Origin of the sequence: Aeromonas sp. R7-1, from assembly GCF_040908115.1 — a bacterium.
GTDB classification, from domain to species: Bacteria; Pseudomonadota; Gammaproteobacteria; order Enterobacterales; family Aeromonadaceae; genus Aeromonas; species Aeromonas caviae.
Genome location: NZ_JBFODD010000025.1, coordinates 17,432 through 34,284 on the forward strand (window position 1 = coordinate 17,432; position 16,853 = coordinate 34,284).

Annotated in this window: 13 protein-coding genes; 5 read left to right on the forward strand and 8 right to left on the reverse strand. The window is 63.5% G+C overall.

Annotation, left to right across the window (positions count from 1 at the left end; genetic code table 11):
- Positions 1–19 precede the first annotated feature (19 nt).
- The 3 genes from AB5Y51_RS05985 to AB5Y51_RS05995 all read right to left on the reverse strand — a co-directional run bounded on the left by AB5Y51_RS05985 (position 20) and on the right by AB5Y51_RS05995 (position 1,881).
- Entirely contained in the window at positions 20–700 is a 681-nt protein-coding gene (locus AB5Y51_RS05985) for an SDR family oxidoreductase (RefSeq protein ID WP_041214522.1), read from the reverse strand.
- 18 nt (positions 701–718) lie between these two features.
- Complete coding sequence (locus AB5Y51_RS05990) at positions 719–1,348, reverse strand: TIGR04219 family outer membrane beta-barrel protein (protein ID WP_010672862.1); 630 nt, start codon at positions 1,346–1,348, stop codon at positions 719–721.
- 92 nt (positions 1,349–1,440) lie between these two features.
- Entirely contained in the window at positions 1,441–1,881 is a 441-nt protein-coding gene (locus tag AB5Y51_RS05995; RefSeq protein WP_039039478.1) for a copper chaperone PCu(A)C, read from the reverse strand.
- Positions 1,882–1,970: 89 nt separating this feature from the next.
- Between AB5Y51_RS05995 and AB5Y51_RS06000 the strand changes: the two genes are divergently transcribed.
- Complete coding sequence (locus AB5Y51_RS06000) at positions 1,971–2,720, forward strand: enoyl-CoA hydratase-related protein (protein WP_368178154.1); 750 nt, start codon at positions 1,971–1,973, stop codon at positions 2,718–2,720.
- A 2-nt stretch (positions 2,721–2,722) separates the two neighbouring features.
- On the opposite strand, the gene AB5Y51_RS06005 is transcribed toward AB5Y51_RS06000, so the two are convergent.
- Both AB5Y51_RS06005 and AB5Y51_RS06010 read right to left on the reverse strand, forming a co-directional pair.
- Positions 2,723–3,151 carry a DUF2753 family protein gene (locus AB5Y51_RS06005; protein WP_039039476.1) on the reverse strand — a complete coding sequence of 143 codons (429 nt, stop codon included), beginning with the start codon at positions 3,149–3,151 and terminating at the stop codon, positions 2,723–2,725.
- An 85-nt stretch (positions 3,152–3,236) separates the two neighbouring features.
- On the reverse strand, positions 3,237–3,944 hold the full coding sequence (locus AB5Y51_RS06010) for a ParB-like protein (protein WP_041214520.1): 708 nt from the start codon (positions 3,942–3,944) through the stop codon (positions 3,237–3,239).
- A 174-nt stretch (positions 3,945–4,118) separates the two neighbouring features.
- On the opposite strand from AB5Y51_RS06010, the gene AB5Y51_RS06015 reads away from it, so the two are divergent.
- The 3 genes from AB5Y51_RS06015 (at position 4,119) to AB5Y51_RS06025 (ending at position 7,844) form a co-directional block, all read left to right on the forward strand.
- Complete coding sequence (locus tag AB5Y51_RS06015; protein ID WP_128318329.1) at positions 4,119–5,723, forward strand: ABC transporter substrate-binding protein; 1,605 nt, start codon at positions 4,119–4,121, stop codon at positions 5,721–5,723.
- 110 nt (positions 5,724–5,833) lie between these two features.
- Positions 5,834–6,133 (forward strand): hypothetical protein, encoded by a 300-nt coding sequence (locus AB5Y51_RS06020; protein WP_167826205.1) that lies wholly within the window; start codon positions 5,834–5,836, stop codon positions 6,131–6,133.
- Positions 6,134–6,284: 151 nt separating this feature from the next.
- A complete protein-coding gene (locus AB5Y51_RS06025; protein ID WP_042014595.1) occupies positions 6,285–7,844 on the forward strand; it encodes a PAS domain-containing methyl-accepting chemotaxis protein in 1,560 nt (519 codons plus the stop codon).
- 96 nt (positions 7,845–7,940) lie between these two features.
- Here AB5Y51_RS06025 and AB5Y51_RS06030 read toward each other — a convergent pair whose 3' ends face one another.
- The gene (locus tag AB5Y51_RS06030; protein WP_368178155.1) at positions 7,941–9,161 is read right to left on the reverse strand and encodes a DEAD/DEAH box helicase; all 1,221 of its coding nucleotides are present in this window, start codon (positions 9,159–9,161) and stop codon (positions 7,941–7,943) included.
- Positions 9,162–9,307: 146 nt separating this feature from the next.
- Positions 9,308–9,808 (reverse strand): thiol peroxidase, encoded by a 501-nt coding sequence (tpx, locus tag AB5Y51_RS06035; protein ID WP_010672853.1) that lies wholly within the window; start codon positions 9,806–9,808, stop codon positions 9,308–9,310.
- 253 nt (positions 9,809–10,061) lie between these two features.
- Here tpx and AB5Y51_RS06040 point away from each other — a divergent pair, with 253 nt between their 5' ends.
- Positions 10,062–12,485, forward strand: a complete 2,424-nt coding sequence (locus tag AB5Y51_RS06040) for a zinc/cadmium/mercury/lead-transporting ATPase (protein WP_368178156.1) — start codon at positions 10,062–10,064, stop codon at positions 12,483–12,485.
- Between the two features lie 193 nt (positions 12,486–12,678).
- Here the strand turns inward: AB5Y51_RS06040 and pulA are convergent, their stop codons facing one another.
- Positions 12,679–16,716, reverse strand: coding sequence for a pullulanase-type alpha-1,6-glucosidase (gene pulA / locus AB5Y51_RS06045; RefSeq protein WP_368178157.1), 4,038 nt, complete (start codon positions 16,714–16,716; stop codon positions 12,679–12,681).
- Between the last annotated feature and the right edge of the window lie 137 nt (positions 16,717–16,853).

Below are 16,853 nucleotides of genomic sequence, written 5' to 3' on the forward strand. Positions count from 1 at the left end.
AGGGCCGGAGCCCACTATCTCAACTATTGCGACCGATAAAGAGATCGGTCACATGGCAGCTGCTTCTCGCGGCCAGCGCATCCAGCATGTAGGCTGCAGCGTCTTCCGGCGTCATGAAGCCACTCGAATCCACGTGATCCGAATTCTCCCAGAACTCGCTGCGGATCCCGCTCGGATAGAGGTTCACCAGTCGCAGGGGAGCACTCTTCAGCTCGGCCCGCAAGGATTCGAGAAAGCCGCGCATGCCCCATTTGGAGGCGCAATAGAGGCTCTCGTTGGCCTTGCCGGTCTGGGCGGCAGAGGAGAGCACATTCGCCAGCACGCCGCCCTTGTCACCGATGAGGCGCACCGTCTGCTGGGCCACCAGTATGGTGGAGATGAGATTGCTCTCCACCACCCGGCGGATCTGCTCGGCGGTGTAGACACCCACCGGGCCGAACTCGCCGACACCGGCACAGTGGATCACCATGTCGGGCAGGCCGCCCCACTCCACCGCAGCGGCAAAGGCGACATCCACCTCTTCGTGGTGTGCGAGATCGGCGGCAATGCCGATCACCGCCTTGCCGAGCAGCTCTTCCTGCTCCTGCAGTTTCTGGTAACGGCGACCCATCATGGAAACCTGATGGCCGCGTTCAACCAGCCCTATGGTCAGGGCGCGGCCCAGTCCGGACCCCGCGCCAGTCACTATGATGTGGCCCATGTGTGCTCCTCAGGGAGATCAGAAGGTGAATTCACCACCGATGAACCAGCCGTCGATGGTCTGATCGACGCGATCGAAGTCCATCTCGGCCTCACGCCAGCCGGCGCGGATCTTGAGCGGCACGGAAGAGAACTTGTAGGAGCCGCCCAGACGGTAGTCGTAGTTGTCGGCATCCTGCACCCGCATATCGCCAAACGCCGCAAAGCCGGTCCCCGGGATGCGTACTTCACCCCCGGTGTAGGCCATCAGCACATCCTTGTCATAGGAGTAGTGCTGGGTGTTGAAATCACCGTCGTAGCGACGACCGGTCAGACCCAGATCGATCTGGAACAGATCGTTGTTGAACAGGCGATAGTAGAGGCTCAGGTCGTAAGCCAGCAGATCGTTGTTGAAGCTGCCACCGCTGCTGCTGAAGTCGGACATTTCAAACTTGGCGTTGGGCAGCAGCAGGATGCCGTGCTCCAGTTGCAGGTAGCCGCTCCAGTTGTAGTTCTCGTCGTAGCTGCCATCGGCACCCACGCTGCTGACCTGGCCACTTCCCTGGGCATTCCACAGATCGGCACCCGCCGCAAAACGCCAGTCATTGGCGGCCATGGCCCCATGGCTGAGCAGAGCCATCACAGTGCCGGCAATCAGGGTCTTCTTCATCACTTCGCTCCATTTTGGACTGGAAAGGCCATCATTTTACCCGCTGGGCAAGGAATACCTAGAGTAAAAAGCTGAACAAGCGTCCATAAATGTCAGTGCTTCATCCCTTTCATGGGTTCGACCGGCTTCACGGGCAGGCTCAGTGACAGCGTCTGCCCATCGTCCAGGGTCAGGGTCAGCGGGAAGGGCGTGCCCTGGGCCAGGGTATGGATGTCGAACAACATGATGTGCAGGCTGCCGGGCTTGAGCACGGCCTCCCCCTTGGCCGGGATCTCGATGCTCTCCACCTGGCGCATCTTCATGACGCCGTTCTCGTGCAAATGGGTGTGCAGCTCGACACGGCCCGCCTCAGGAGACGCTCCCGCCACCAGTTTCACCGGTTTGTCCCCATCGTTCCTGAGCACCATGAACGCCGCCGTGTTCGGCGAGCCAGGGGGCAGCAGACGCACATAACCATCGACTGCGTCGACCTTGGCCAGGGCCGGGGCGGCCAGAAGCAGTGCCATGGTGGAATAAAACGCACGTTTAAACATGGTTGAAATCCTTTTATGATGTTGTTAAACGAGACAAAGCTTACCCCTGTGGCAAGCTTTTGACAGCCCCCGACAACAAGGATTCAGACATGGCCCTCACAATTCTGGCTGAACAGCAGGACGGCTTGCTCACCCTGACCTTCAATCGACCGGAAAAGCGCAATGCCCTCAACACGGAGACTTATATGGCGCTGACCGACGCACTGCGCCAGGCCGCCCGGGACGAAGAGGTCCATGTACTGCTGTTGCAAGGCCAGGCGGAGTGCTTCACCGCCGGCAACGATCTGGCCGACTTTGTTGGCAAGCACGCCCTTGAGCCGGACGACCCCATCCTGCAATTTCTGCACACCCTGGCCGACTTCCCCAAACCGGTGATCGCCGCCGTGGGCGGCCCGGCAGTCGGCATCGGCACTACCCTGCTGCTGCACTGCGACCTGGTCTATCTGGGTGACAACGCCCGGCTGCAACTGCCTTTCGTCGAGCTGGGGCTGGTGCCGGAGTTTGCCGCCAGCCTGCTGCTGCCACGCGCCGTCGGTCACCTCAAGGCGGCGGAGCTGTTGCTGCTGGCAGAGGCCATCGATGGGGAAGAGGCGCTGCGTCTCGGGCTCGCCAACCGGGTGCTGGCCCCGGCGGACCTGCTCCCCTTCGCTCGGGAGCAGGGACTGAAACTGGCGGCCAAGCCGCCGATGGCGCTCCAGAAGAGCAAGGCGCTGCTCAAGCAGGAGCTCAAACAGGCGGTGCATTTCGTCATCGACCTGGAAGCGCGCGCCTTCGCCCAGGCCCTCCAAGGGGAAGAGGCGCAAAGCCGCATCGCCAACAAGCTGCAAAAACGGCGCTGAACTTAGTTGAGACGGAACCGGCCTATCAGCTCGCAGCCCTGCACCCTGTCCTGCACCTGGATAAGCCGGGCAATCTCCGGATTGGGGTGGCGCTTCAAGAAGGAGAGCAGGGCGGCGCGGCAGCAGCCCAGCTCGCTGATGAGGGATTCGCACGCCCGGTTGGGGCACTGGGGCACCAGGGCGGTGACCAGCTCGGAGGCGAGCTTGAGGTAGCGCAGTTCATAGGCGGGCTCTTCCATGGCACGCCAGAAGTCGGCCATGCGGTGACAGGTGGCGACCCGCATGCTGGCCAGTTCGTCCAGATCCCCGGAGGCCAGCTCATACACTTCCCCCAGGGCCTGCTGATAGAGGCAGATCGCCGTGCCCAGAGCCCCCATGCCAAGGGCGTTCTCCGCCTCCAGCATGTAACGTTGCCAGTTCTGATGTTCCATGTTCCTCTCCTTTGCCGACACGAGTGGAGTTTGTATCATGGCCAATCGAGAACAAATATCAACCAGACCCTTTGTGCAGGATCCCTCAACCCGCCGTTCTGGGCTGATTGACGCGACACTGCTTGCCGGGGTAACCAGGCAGATCCGACGCCTTGCTGCTGCACGCCAGCCGTTTGGCTTCGGCGAGGCGATCTGCGAGGTTGACCTCATCGATCGGCTGCCAGGCCATCTGCTGGCCGAGCCAGCTGGCCCAGGCAAACTCGACGAAGTAGACCTGATCCTTCTTGCTGAAGTAGCCCGCATCCTGCAACAGCCCCGCCAGGGTGCGGTAGGGGTAATCCGGCAATTCACCGATATGGCCGGGCAACTGCTCGGGAGTCAGGGGTTGACCCCGTTCATCCTTGAGCCAGGCCCAGTGGTTGTTCTGCATCTGGCTCCAGAAATTGGCCCTGTCCTGCAACCGTGCAATCACCTTGACCCTGACCTGCTTCACCCCCTGCTGCCACAGCGCCTTGGTCAGGTGGTGCCTGTCCACCAGCCAGTAACCCCCATCCGGCGCGATGACGATGGGGATCTCTTTCTTTTTCATCAGCTTGTCGAGCTGCTTCTCGCTCTTGTCCGCCAGCTCCCGGGCTGTGGTATCCACCTGCAACTGACCGACGCCGCCCTGGGTGGGGTGCAGCGCCTCTATGTTCACTTCGCACCAGCTTCCCACCGAGCTGCTCTTCTCGCACGGGGACAACGCCCAGGCGCCCTGGCTCAGCACGCAGGCCAACAAGATCCATGCTCTCATCACTCTCTCCTTATTCCTGGCGCTCACGGCGCCCCCTCGTTGACAGCCGCATCGGATATCATGGGACTCATGCTGGCGGTCTGACCAGCAAAGGGGATATCATGATTTCCCATCTGCCGGCGATGCATTCTCGCCGAGTTTTCTCCTCGCTTCACACATTTTGAAGGATTCACCATGAAAGGATGGAGCCCCCTGCTGGCCCTGCTGGGCTGTGCCTGCGTCCAGGCCGCCGATGTGCCGCCCGGTACCCCACTCGCCGCTGAACAGGCCGTCGTCCGTCATCTCAAGGATGAACCGGCGAGCCTGAGCCCCCTCAAGCTGGTGGGACTGCCGGAGCTGCAGGTCCTCAGAGACCTTTACGAGGGGCTGCTGACCCAGGGGCCGGACGGCAAGGTGCTGCCCGGGGTGGCATCCCGCTGGGACAACGAGGGGAACCAGACATTCACCTTCCACCTGAGGCCGGATGCCCGCTGGTCCAACGGCGACCCCGTGCGCGCCGCCGACTTCGTCTATGGCTGGCGCAAGCTGGTTGACCCCAGGGAAGCCGCCACTTTCGCCTGGTTCGCCCAGCTCGCCCGCTTCGACAAGGTGGACGACATAGTGGCAGGCAAGCTGGCCCCCGATGCGCTCGGGGTGGAGGCCGTCGATGACCATACCCTGAAGGTGACCCTCTCCCAGCCGGTGCCCTATTTCCTGAGCCTGCTGACCCATCCCAGCCTGTCGCCCCTGCACCGGGCCAGCATGGAGCAATATGGCAACCAGTGGACCCAGCCCGGCAAGCTGGTGGGCAACGGCGCCTTCGTGTTGAGTCACCGGGTGGTGAACGAGAAACTGGAGCTGACGCCCAATCCCTACTACTGGGATCGCGCCCACACGGTGCTGACCCGCGTCACCTTCGTGCCCATCAACCAGGAGAGCGCGGCCACACACCGCTATCTGGCCGGGGATCTGCACATCACCGAATCCTTCCCCAAGGAGCAGTACCAGAGCCTGATGGCCCAGATCCCGGGGGAGGTCTATACCCCGGAACAGCTCGGCACCTACTACTACGCCTTCAACACCCAGCGCCCGCCCCTCAATGATGTTCGGGTTCGCCAGGCGCTCTCCTACACCATCGACAGGGGCCTGATTGCCGACAAGGTGCTGGGCACCGGGGAGAAACCGGCCTACCACTTCACCCCGGACGTGACCGCCGACTTCGACCCCAAGCCCAATCTGCTCTCCACCAGCAGTCAGCAGGCGCTGGACGAGCGTGCCAGAGCCCTGCTGAAAGAAGCGGGCTACGGCCCAAGCAATCCTCTCAAGCTGACCCTGCTCTACAACACGGCAGAAATTCACAAGAAGATGGCGCTGGCCATCGCCAACCTGTGGAAACAGAAGCTGGGGGCCCGGGTCGAGCTCACCAATCAGGAGTGGAAGACCTATCTCGACAGCCGTCAAAGCGGCCAGTTCGAGGTGATCCGCTCCTCCTGGGTCGCCGATTACAACGACCCCTCCGCCTTCCTCGGGCTCTGGGGATCGGGCCACAGCGGCAACATGGCCCGGTTCGCCAACCCGGCTTACGACAAGCTGCTGGCGCAGGCGGCCAACAGTCAGGATCCCGCAGAACGGGCCCGCCTGTTCGATGAGGCCGAGGCCATCTTGCAGAAGGAGGCCCCCATCGCCCCCATCTACCAGTACACCAATGCCCGGCTCATCAAGCCCTGGCTCAAGGGGTATCCCATCAACAACCCGGAAGACGTGGCCTACAGCCGTCAGCTCTACCTCGTCAAACACTGAGTCCGGGGAGGGGTCGGGACATCTGACCCCTCCTGGCACTGTTCCTGTTCAAGTTCCCGGCATAAAATGCCGCCTCTTTTCATTCATCAACCCCGTGATCCGATCCTGCCATGCGTGCTCTGCTCCTGATTGCCCTGTTTGTTGCCCTTCCCGCCAAGGCCGCCGATGAAACCGAATGCCGCCAGGCCTTCCTCGAATGGATGTTGAGCCAGCAGAAGCAGTTCAGCGACCGCAAGGCCAGCAAGATGGAGCGGCGCAATGCCGAACGAGCCATCGATCAGGCCCGGGATGCCTTCGCCAAGCAGGAGAGTTTCTGCCAGGCCATGGCCTGGGTCGCCAGCGCAGAAGACAATGACCCCCGCTTCAAGCCGAGGACGGGGGAGATCCACGACTTCACTCCCCGCAGCTGAGCCGCCATCTACGACTTTTTTCAGCCTTTCCCGTGTTGATTTATTGACCCAAGCCAAGGTGGTGCAACAGTCCGCATCTACAATGACGCCGTAACAATCACAAAAATAAAAAATAATTTTATCAGTTACTTGGCTCATTCAGGATGCGCACATGACCACAACCCGGCACGAAGGGGAGATCCGTTTCCCCGATCACATATCACTGATCTCGACCACGGATCCCGCCAGTCACATCACTTATGCCAACCAGCACTTTTGCGATGTGGCGGGCTACAGCGCGACCGAAATGGAAGGGGAGCCCCACAATCTGGTCCGCCACCCCGACATGCCCAAGGCCGCGTTCGCCGACATGTGGCGCCGCCTGCAACAAGGCAAGAGCTGGATGGGACTGGTAAAGAACCGCGCCAAGAGTGGTCAGTTCTACTGGGTCAACGCCTACGTCACGCCGATTCTCAACGATCAGCAGCAGATCATCGAATACCAGTCTGTCCGCACCCGTCCCCAGGATCACGACATCGCCTGGGCAGAGCTGCTCTATGCCCGGATCCGTGACGGCAAGGCACTGCCCTGGCTGACCCGGCTGACCCTGGAGCCGGGGCCGCTGTGTCTGCTGCTCTCTGGCACCGCCCTGCTCGGCATGGGGGCCAGTCTGGTCACCGGCCAGCCGGGGTGGGGCGTCATCACCCTGCTCTGCTTGCTGGCCCAGATGGGGCATGGCTGGCATCTGCAACGGCGGCTGGCCAGACTGCTGGCCATGGCGGGCGAGGAGCAGGGCAGCGCCCTTTGCCAGGTACTCTATGCCAGGCGTCAGGACAGCCTGGCCGCCCTTGAACTGCTGCTGCGCATGAAGAAGGCGGAGCTGCGCGCCGTGGTGGGTCGCAGCGCGGACACCAACCAGCAGATCCTGCAGGCGGCGGAGGATGACAGGGGGCATATCCAGACCATAGACACTCACCTGCAACAGCAGCGGGCCCAGAGCGAGCAACTGGCGGCGGCCATCACCCAGATGAGCCAGTCCATCCGCGATGTGGCTGACAATGCCCACCAGGCCAATGCGCTGGTGGGCGAGGTCCAGCAGGTGTCCGCCAGTGGTCAGCAGGCGCTGGCCACCACCCGGGATTCGGTCGACAGGCTTCATCAGGAGCTGGACGCCAGCCAGGGCGTGCTGGCGCGCCTGACCCAGGACAGCCAGAAGATCAACGGCATTCTGGAGGTGATCGGGCAGATTGCGGATCAGACCAACCTGCTCTCCCTCAATGCGGCCATCGAGGCGGCACGGGCCGGTGAACAGGGGCGCGGCTTTGCGGTGGTGGCCGACGAGATACGGGCCCTGGCCCAGAAGACCCGCAGTTCCACCGGCGAGATAAGCGACATGATAGGGGCGCTGCAACAGAGCACCCGGCAACTGTCCGATGGCATGGAGCAGGGGGCCCAGACATCAGTGCTCTGCCAGCAGCACATGGGGGCCACCGCCGAGGTGCTCGACCAGATCAACCGGATGCTGGCCCGGGTGACCCACACCAGCGACGAGATAGCTCAGGCGGTGAGCCAGCAGGCGGATGTCACCAGCACCCTGGATCAGGGGATCCACCAGATCCACCAACTGGCGAGCCACACCGCGGACAACAGCCGTCAGGCCCTCGATGGCATCACCCTGCTGGTGGAGCGGCTGCAAAACCTCTCCCGCCTGATCAACCAGTTCCACGACTGACCCCCTTGCCGTGTAGTTTGGCGCGCCCCCGGGCGCGCTGCCGATCTCTCCTCTCCTTCACGACGACAGGCTCCCGCCGGGGGCAGGAAGTCCGTCTCAGGATTTGCCCTTGAACTGCTTGATGCTGCGCTTGCCCTGGGTGCGACGGTTCGCCTGCTTGTCTCTTGGCGCCCGTTTGCTCTCCCCGCTGGCGGGTTTGTCGGTCACCGGGAAACCTGCCAGCGCCGCCAGGGGCAGGGGCCGACCGGTCAGGGCCCGGATCCCCTCGAGCGCCTCCCCATCCCCGTGGCAGGTAAGGGAGATGGCCAGACCGCTCTGCCCGGCACGGGCGGTACGACCGATACGATGCACGTAGACGGGGGCATGGTCCGGCAGATCCAGATTGATCACCACCGGCAATGCCTCCACGTGGATGCCGCGCGCCATCAGGTCCGTGGCCACCAGCACCCGCACCCTGCCCTCCTTGAAATCCGCCAGCGCCTGCTCCCGCGTGGTCTGATCCTTGTTTCCGTGCAGGACCGCCACCGTCATGCCAGCCCTGGCGAGTTTCTTGGCCACCCCGTCCGCGTCGTCCCTGGCACTGATGAAGACCAGCACCTGGGGCCACTCTCCGGCCTCCAGCAGGGCGATCAGCGCAGGCACCTTGCTGCTCCTGTTGACCAGATAGAGCCGCTCCTCGATGTCGCTCACTAGGCTGTTGAGCGGCTCGGCCTCGATGCGCACCGGATCCTGCAGCAGGCCCGAGGCCAGGCTCTCCAGTTCGATCGGCAAGGTGGCGGAGAAGAGCATCTGCTGCCGCGCCTCCGGCATTGCCTTCATCAGCCACTGGATATCGGGCCAGAACCCCATCTCCAGCAGGCGATCCGCCTCATCCAGCACCAGCATGCGCAGGGCACCCAGCTCCAGCGTCTGCTGGGCCAGCAAGTCCCGCAACCGTCCGGGGGTCGCCACCAGCAGTTGGGGGCCGAGAGCCAGTTCCCGCTCCTGCCACTCCTGGGCCACCCCGCCACACAGGGTCAGAAGGCGCACCCCCAACCCGTCGGCAATCTCCTGCAGGGCGGCGCTCACCTGGCTTGCCAGCTCCCGGGTGGGGACCAGTACCAATCCCTGTACCCGGTCACTGGCTGCGTCCAGCCTCTGCAGCAGCGGCAGGCCGAACGCCAGGGTCTTGCCACTGCCGGTCCTGGCCAGGGCAAGCAGATCCCGTCCTGACAAGGCAGCAGGAATGGCTAGCTGCTGAATGGGGGTCGGTTTTTCCAGCGCGGCGGGCAGCAGGCGCAACAGGGCGGGGGCAAGGGCGAGTTCGTCAAACGTCATGGGGATCGCAGATACAGGCTGAACGAGGATGTGGAGGCGAAGTCTAGCCAGACCCACCCCATAAGTAAAAGGTTCGGGAGCGCAATAAAAACGGCCTGCCCCGTGTGAACGGGGCAGGCCGTCAGGCAATCAGCCTGTGGCGCGACTTACAGAACGGCCAGGGCGGCGGCGTAGTTCGGCTCGTCGGCGACTTCGGCCACCAGCTCGCTGTGCAGCACCTTGTCGTGCTCATCCAGTACCACGATGGCACGGGCAGCCAGACCCACCAGCGGGCCGGAGGAGAAGGCCACGCCGTAGTCCTGCAGGAAGGAGACACCACGCAGGGTGGAGAGGTTCACCACCTTGTCCAGACCCTCGGCGCCGCAGAAACGGGCCTGGGCGAACGGCAGGTCGGCAGAGATGCACAGCACGACGGTGTTGTTCAGGGCGCTTGCCTGCTCGTTGAACTTGCGCACGGAAGTGGCGCAGGTCGGGGTGTCGACGCTCGGGAAGATGTTCAGGATCTTGCGCTTGCCGGCGAAGGTCGCCAGGGTCGCATCGGACAGATCGCCAGCAACCAGGGAGAAGGGCTTGGCCTGCTCACCGGCAACGGGGAAGTGGCCGGAGACGGAGACGGGGTTGCCTTGCAGGGTGACGGTATTGCTCATGTTAGGTCCTTGATGATTGATGTGGGATCCAGGGTCCCCAGTATAGGCCCGCCACGGGATGACAAACACCCGCTAATGAAAGGGATTTGGCATCCCTTTGCGTCCCCCTGCTCCAGGGGCAGATCAGCGGCCACTGTCATGGCCCCGAACAAAGAGGAGAAGAGGACTTGACCTTGGACTTTACACCAAGGTTTACACTCGGCTCAGTCATCCAGGATCCCGCAGGGGCGGGATCCCTCAAGAGGAACGCATCATGAGCAAATCCTGCTGCAGCCATCAACACGCCGCTGCCCCCATCAAGGCCGTCAGCAAGGCCGCCACCCCACAGGCCGGGCACAGCCACACCAGCCACTGCTGCGACAACGCGACACAGGCCAGTAGTGTCGCCAACCCGACCCGCCACGATCATCAGGGGCAAAGTGGCGCAGACGGCCCGGGGGATGAAGAGCCCCCCAGAGGCGCTTGCGCCACCGACACAGCCCACGACCACGATCACGATCATCATGAGCAGGGGCACGCCCACACGGCCGCCGCGACCGAGCCGCCGCTGGCTACCCCCGAGCAGAACAGCCGCCGCCATAGCTGGCAGGTGCTGGGCATGGATTGTCCCAGCTGTGCACGCAAGATAGAGACCGCCGTCAGCCGGGTGGAGGGCGTACAGCAGGCTCGGGTGCTGTTTGCCACCGAGAAGCTGGTGGTGGATCTGGCCCCCGGCCTCTCCCCCGATCCCGTTACCGCCGCCGTGCTGGCCGCCGGCTTCCAGCTCAAAGGGGGCGCTCAGAACACGGCTCGCAGCGAACCGGGCCGCAGCCCGCTGATGCAGAGAGTCAGCAACCTGCTCGGCAAATACTGGCAGCCCCTGTCGCTCGCCGGCTTGATGGGGGTGGCGGCCCTGCTGCCGAGCCAGATCGGTCAGCCGCTCTTTACCCTGGCCACCCTCTGGGGCCTGTGGCCCATCTCCCGCAAGGCGTGGGCACTGACCAAGAGCGGCTCCCCCTTCGCCATCGAGACCCTGATGACGGTCGCCGCCGTGGGGGCCCTGTTCCTCGGCGAAACCGCCGAAGCGGCCATGGTGCTGCTGCTCTTCATGCTGGGGGAACATCTGGAAGCCTATGCCGCCGGCCGCGCCCGCGCCGGGGTCACCGCCCTGATGGCGCTGGTGCCCGACAAGGCGCTGCGCATCCGCACCACTGCCGAGGGCGAGGTACGGGAAGAGGTCGCTGCCGACCAGCTGCGCCCCGGTGACATCATCGAAATCACCCCGGGTGCCCGCCTGGCCGCCGATGCCCGCCTGCTCGACCCCCTCGGCGCCTTTGACGAGAGCGCCCTGACCGGCGAATCCATCCCGGTGGAGCGCCGCCGGGGTGACAAGGTCCCCGCCGGCAGTCTGGCGGCGGATCGGGTGCTGCGCCTCGAGGTGGTGTCCGAACCCGGCAACAACGCCATCGACCGCATCCTGCATCTCATCGAGGAGGCCGAGACCCAGCGCGCCCCCATCGAGCGCTTCATCGACCGCTTCAGCCGCTGGTATACCCCGGCCATGATGCTGGTCGCCCTGCTGGTGGTGCTGGTACCGCCGCTCGCCTTCGGCCAGAGCTGGGACGAGTGGGTCTATCGCGGGCTGGCGCTGCTGCTGATCGGTTGCCCCTGCGCCCTGGTCATCTCCACCCCGGCGGCGGTCACCTCGGCACTGGCGGCAGCCACCCGGCAGGGGGCTCTCATCAAGGGGGGCGCCGCCCTGGAGCGCCTCGCCCACATCGATACCCTGGCCTTTGACAAGACCGGCACCCTGACTCTGGGCAAGCCGCAACTGACCGAACTGGTGAGCCTCAATGGCCAGCCTGAGGCCGACCTGCTGGCACTGGCGGCGGCCATCGAGCAGGGCTCCCACCACCCGCTGGCCCGCGCCGTGGTGACGGCGGCCAGCGAACGGGGCCTCAGCCTCGCTGCCGCCCAGGAGCTGCGCGCCCTGCCCGGCATGGGCGTGGGAGGTCGCATCGACGGCGTCCTCTGGCGGCTGCTGGCACCGAGCCGGGTCGCCACCCTGGATGCGGCGATGCAGGCCCGGGTCGCCACCCTGGAGCAGCAAGGCAAGACAGTGGTGGTGCTCGGTCAGCCTGACGTCGCCCCGGCCGCCCTGCTGGCCCTGCGCGACCAGATCCGGCCGGAGGCGGCTGCGGCGCTGCAAGAGCTCAACCAGCTCGGCCTGCAGAGCATCATGCTGACCGGGGACAACCCCCGCGCCGCCGAGGCCATCGCCGGCGAGCTCGGCATGGGCTGGCGCGCCGGCCTGCTGCCGGAGGGCAAGGTCGATGAGATCGCCAAGCTCGGCCTCAGCCAGAAAGTCGCGATGATCGGCGACGGCATCAACGACGCACCGGCCATGAAGCGTGCCAGTATCGGCATCGCCATGGGAGGCGGCACCGACGTGGCGCTGGAAACCGCCGATGCGGCGCTGACCCACAACCAGCTCGGCGGGGTCGCCGCCATGATCCGGCTCTCCCGCGCGGCACTGGCCAACATCCACCAGAACATCGCGCTGGCGCTGGGGCTCAAGGCCATCTTCCTGGTCACCAGCCTGCTCGGCATCACCGGCCTGTGGATTGCGGTGCTGGCCGACACCGGCGCCACCGCCCTGGTCACCGCCAACGCCCTGCGCCTGCTGCGAAAACGCTAGGCCGGCCGTAAACTGAACAACCAACAGCCGCTCCAACGGGGCGGCTTTTTTATTGCCTCGCCCACGAGCAAAGAAAAAGCGCGGCTGCCGGTCGGCAGTCGCGCTTTGCTTACTCTCTCGGTGTTATCCCGCCCTTGGCGAGGCGGAATTCAACCCGGGGCTGCCGAGCCAACCCCGGGCTCGATGGGATTGCTTACTTGGGTGTGCACTCCTGAACAATACCAGTCCCTGGCTTGGCACCGGTTGGATCGACCTTCACCAAGAAACTCCAGTAACCCTGCGGGAGAGTCAGGCTATTGTTCTTTGCGCCAGAGCCGGGTTTGGCATAAGCGAATGCATAACCCACTTCCGGTTCAATGGCTCCACCACCGTTGTACAGGTACTCAAACTTCCAATCCTCATCAGCAAGTTTGAACTCTGTAGTACCGCTGTAGTTAAACACCACTTGATAAATGGCCAGGTCCCCATCCATTCCTTTGTAGGAGAGCTGGTGTTCAGGCTTAACGCCCCACTCATTCAAGCCGCCTTTGACGAACAGGTTATGTTCCAGCGGATTGCCCGCCACAGTATCCAGCACCTTGCAGCCCTGCACCGGCTCGGTGAAGCTGACGCTTAAGGTGGGTTTGTCCTTGTTCATGGCGGTGAACACGAACTTGTAGCTACCTGCCTTGGCCAGATCCAGCCCGATATTGCCGGTATCTCCACCCTTGCACAGGGTCAGCGGCGTGCCCACCACCAGCTTGTCACCGGCGTTGCAACTGCCGTAGTTGATGTTCCAGCCTGCATCGGCCACTTTCAGCTCGGTGTTGCCAAGCTGATCCGTCGTCACGTCGGCGCTGAACTCGTACATGAAGTTGCTGGTGAAGGTCAGCGGGTTCTTGTCACCGAAGCCCGAGTCCAAGAAACCCTTCAGGAAGAGTGCGGTATCACCGAAGGGAGGCAAGGTGCTCAGATCCGTCTTCTTGCTCACCGGCAGCCCCGCGCCCTGGGCACCGCTCTGCGGCTTGATGAACACCGCCGCCGACCAGGCGCCAAGGGTCAGCTGACCACTGTCATTGGCCGCCCCGCTGGCGATGCTGTCGGAGTCACGGTGGGCACCGCTCAGGACCATGCCGGTCAGATCGATGGGCTGATCCTTGCCGTCACGGAAATCGCCGATGCTCTGGGGCTGATTGGTGGCGTTGATCATCACCACCAGGCCGTCGATGGCCGGATCCAGATCCGCACCGGCGCCCACCCCGTCATCCACGCTCATCACGATGAGACCCGGGATCTGCTCAGGGCCGGTGTTGCGGAAGTCGACCCGCTTGATCACCTCGGCGCCGCTGCCAAGACGCAGCAGACGAGAGGATTGACGCAGTTCGGAGAGCTCCTGGTAGAAGTTCACCATCTGATGCATCTCGGCCGAACCCGGCTTGGCGTGCTGGCCGAGCACCTGCTCGATCAGCTCGTAGTTGGCCTCGTCCTTGTCCTTGCGCGGCAACCCTTTGTCAAAATTATTGTCATTTAAGCCGTAGTCGACCCGGTTGTACCAGTCACCGGAGTCGTAGCTGTCCCGCTCCATGGACTTGGAACGCAGCAGCTCGACACCCGCGTGGGTGAAGGGAATGCCCTGACCCAGCATGGCTGTCGCCAGAGAAACCCCCTGCATCCGCACCAGGTCGGCCCCGGCGGGTGCCTTGTACACCAGGTTGTCGAACAGGGTCTGGTTGTCGTGCTTGTCGACATAGTTCTGGATTTCGGTCGGATCCTGGGCATAGCCCGCCGGTTGACCGTTGTAGTCGATGTCGGAGCCCTTCTTCGGAATGCCGTCCTTGTCGGTCAGCACGAACTCCTTGAGGTTGCCCGCCATGCCGAGGCGCACCAGATCGGACTGATGCAGGGCGGTGGCGAGATCGACGCCGTCCAGCTCGTTGGCATCCACCAGGGCGCCGTTGCCAAAGCCCTGGGTCTTGCGAATGGCTTCGCCGCCGTCGAACGGGCTGCCGCCGCGCACCGCATCACGCAGCCGGTCGGAGAAGGAGCCGATGCCGGTACCGGCCAGGTGCTTCTGGGTCGCCTGCACGAAGCGCTTGTCATCCTGTACCTCGCCGAAGTTCCACCCCTCGCCGTAGAAGTACATGTCCGGATTGACCTTCTTCACCTCGGCCAGGGCCTGCACCATCTGATCTTTCGGGTGATGGCCCATGAGGTCGAAGCGGAAGGCATCGATCTTGTAGTCCCGTGCCCAGGTTACCAGGGAGTCATCCATCAGCTTGGCGAACATGGCGTGTTCCGGCGCCGTGTTGGAGCAGCAGGTGGAGTTTTCCACCGAACCGGTCTCCGGATTGAGGCGCTGGTAGTACCAGGGCACAATCTTGTCGAGCACGGATTTGGAACCGAGACCCGCTTCGTTGGTGTGGTTGTAGACCACGTCCATCACCACGTTCATGCCGATGTTCTGCTTGATGGCCTGCACCATCTCGCGGAACTCCTTGATCCGGGTCGTCCCCTCTGCATTGGTGGCGTAGGAGCCTTCCGGGGTGGTGTAGTGGTAGGGGTCATAGCCCCAGTTGAAGGAGTCCACCCCGCGCAGATAGCCGTACAGCTCCTGCACCACGGGGTTCTCCTTGCTGTCGCTGGCTTGCAGATCACCGAGCACGGCTTCGATGGTCTCGCCGCCACCACAGTGGCTGGCAAACCTGGAGTTCTTGACCTCGGGATTGACCTCGCACAGCTTGCTGAAGTCATCGCCGATGTTGGCCACCTTGGCCGGGTCCTCGTTGACGGTGGCGATGTCGAACACCGGCAGCAGGTGCAGGTGGCTGACGCCGCTCTTGGCCAGGGATTTCAGGTGGGTGACGGGCACGCTGTCGCTGTCGGTCAGCCCGAGGAACTTGCCGCGATGCTCCACCGGCGTCGACTCGTCGTTGCCGGTCAGATCCCGGACGTGGGCCTCATAGATGGTGATGTCGGCGGGGTTCTTCTGGCTGTGGGGCGCCTTGAGGCTGTCCCAGCCTTCCGGCTTGAGGGCCGGATCGTCGAGATCAACCACCTGGCTGAACTCGGAGTTCATCGCCAGGCTCAGGGAGTAGGGGTCGGTCACCTGATAGGATTCCAGCTTGCGGCTGACCGGGTGATAGACCTGGATATCGTAGCGGTAGTATTTGCCGACAAGATCGCTGCCCCCCTGCACGCTCCAGCTGCCGCTGGCCTCGTCCAGAGTCATGGCGCGCTCGCCAAGCGACTTGTGCTGCTCGTCGAACAGCGCCAGCTTGACCGACTTGGCGGTCGGTGCCCAGAGCCGGAAGGTGACATTGCCCCCCTCCACCACGGCGCCGTAGGCCAGCTTGGTGGCCGCTTCGCTGTAAAGGGCATCGAGGGCACCGGCACTCTGCACCAGGGTCGCCCCCTGCAAGATGCCGTCCGCATCGGTCCCGATGGCGACCAGCTCACCCTTGAGCAGGGGCTTGAGATCTTTCCCCGCAGGCAGGGCGAAGGCGGCGGCATCCTTGAGGTGCGGGTATTTGGCCTGCTGCTCTTCGGTCAGGCTGGTCGGGGTCAGCTTGAGGTAGGGGAAATCGAATACACCCTCGCTGTTTGCGGTGATGGTGCCTGACTCTGTGTAGTAGAGGCGCACATAGGGCTTGTCCTTGCCCCCTTGCCAAATCAGGGTGTTGTCGTCGATGAGATGGGCACTGGCCCCCGCCACGCCGAAGGCGGCGGTGAAGGCTTCCGCCCGGCTGCCGAAGATCTCGTTCTTGCCGGCGACGATGGCCACGGTGCGATCCGGGTGATCACTGAAGACCACCTTCATGTCGCTGCCGGTCAGGTTCGCGAGATCGCCGTTGCGGGCGATGAAGTTGATGCAGCCTTCCATCTTGGAGAGCGGCACGACCCAGGCCGGACCAAAACTGTCCGCCGCGGACGGCGTCTTGCTCTTGTCATCCCAACCGGTGTTGAGGCCGCCCTCCGAGGTCGAGTTGCAGGCGTCGTTGTTCCACAGGTGCAGGCTGTGGCTGGCGAAGGGGCCGGTGACACCGCGCGCCGCGCTGGTCTGGGTATCCACCAGGGCGATGACCGCTTCGTCGGGGCCGGCCGTCAGCAGTTCGGCCGGTGGCTGGACGTTGGGAAGACGAGCGACGGGCTCATCCTGAGGGGCAGGAGCAGAAGAACTGTTGTCGTTACAGCCTGACAAAAGCGCGAGCAGTGAGGCTGTTACCAGCGCCACTTTGGTCTTTTTCATATCCATTTTTTTATAATTCCCGCTGTAGTTAGTCTCGATATCCGAGTACCCGGTCATTGCCGAGCGGTGTCATATTAATCAGCGGGAATTGCCGTAAATGTGAGCGGATGGGCAAAAAAAACCAATCCGCATCAACAAGATAA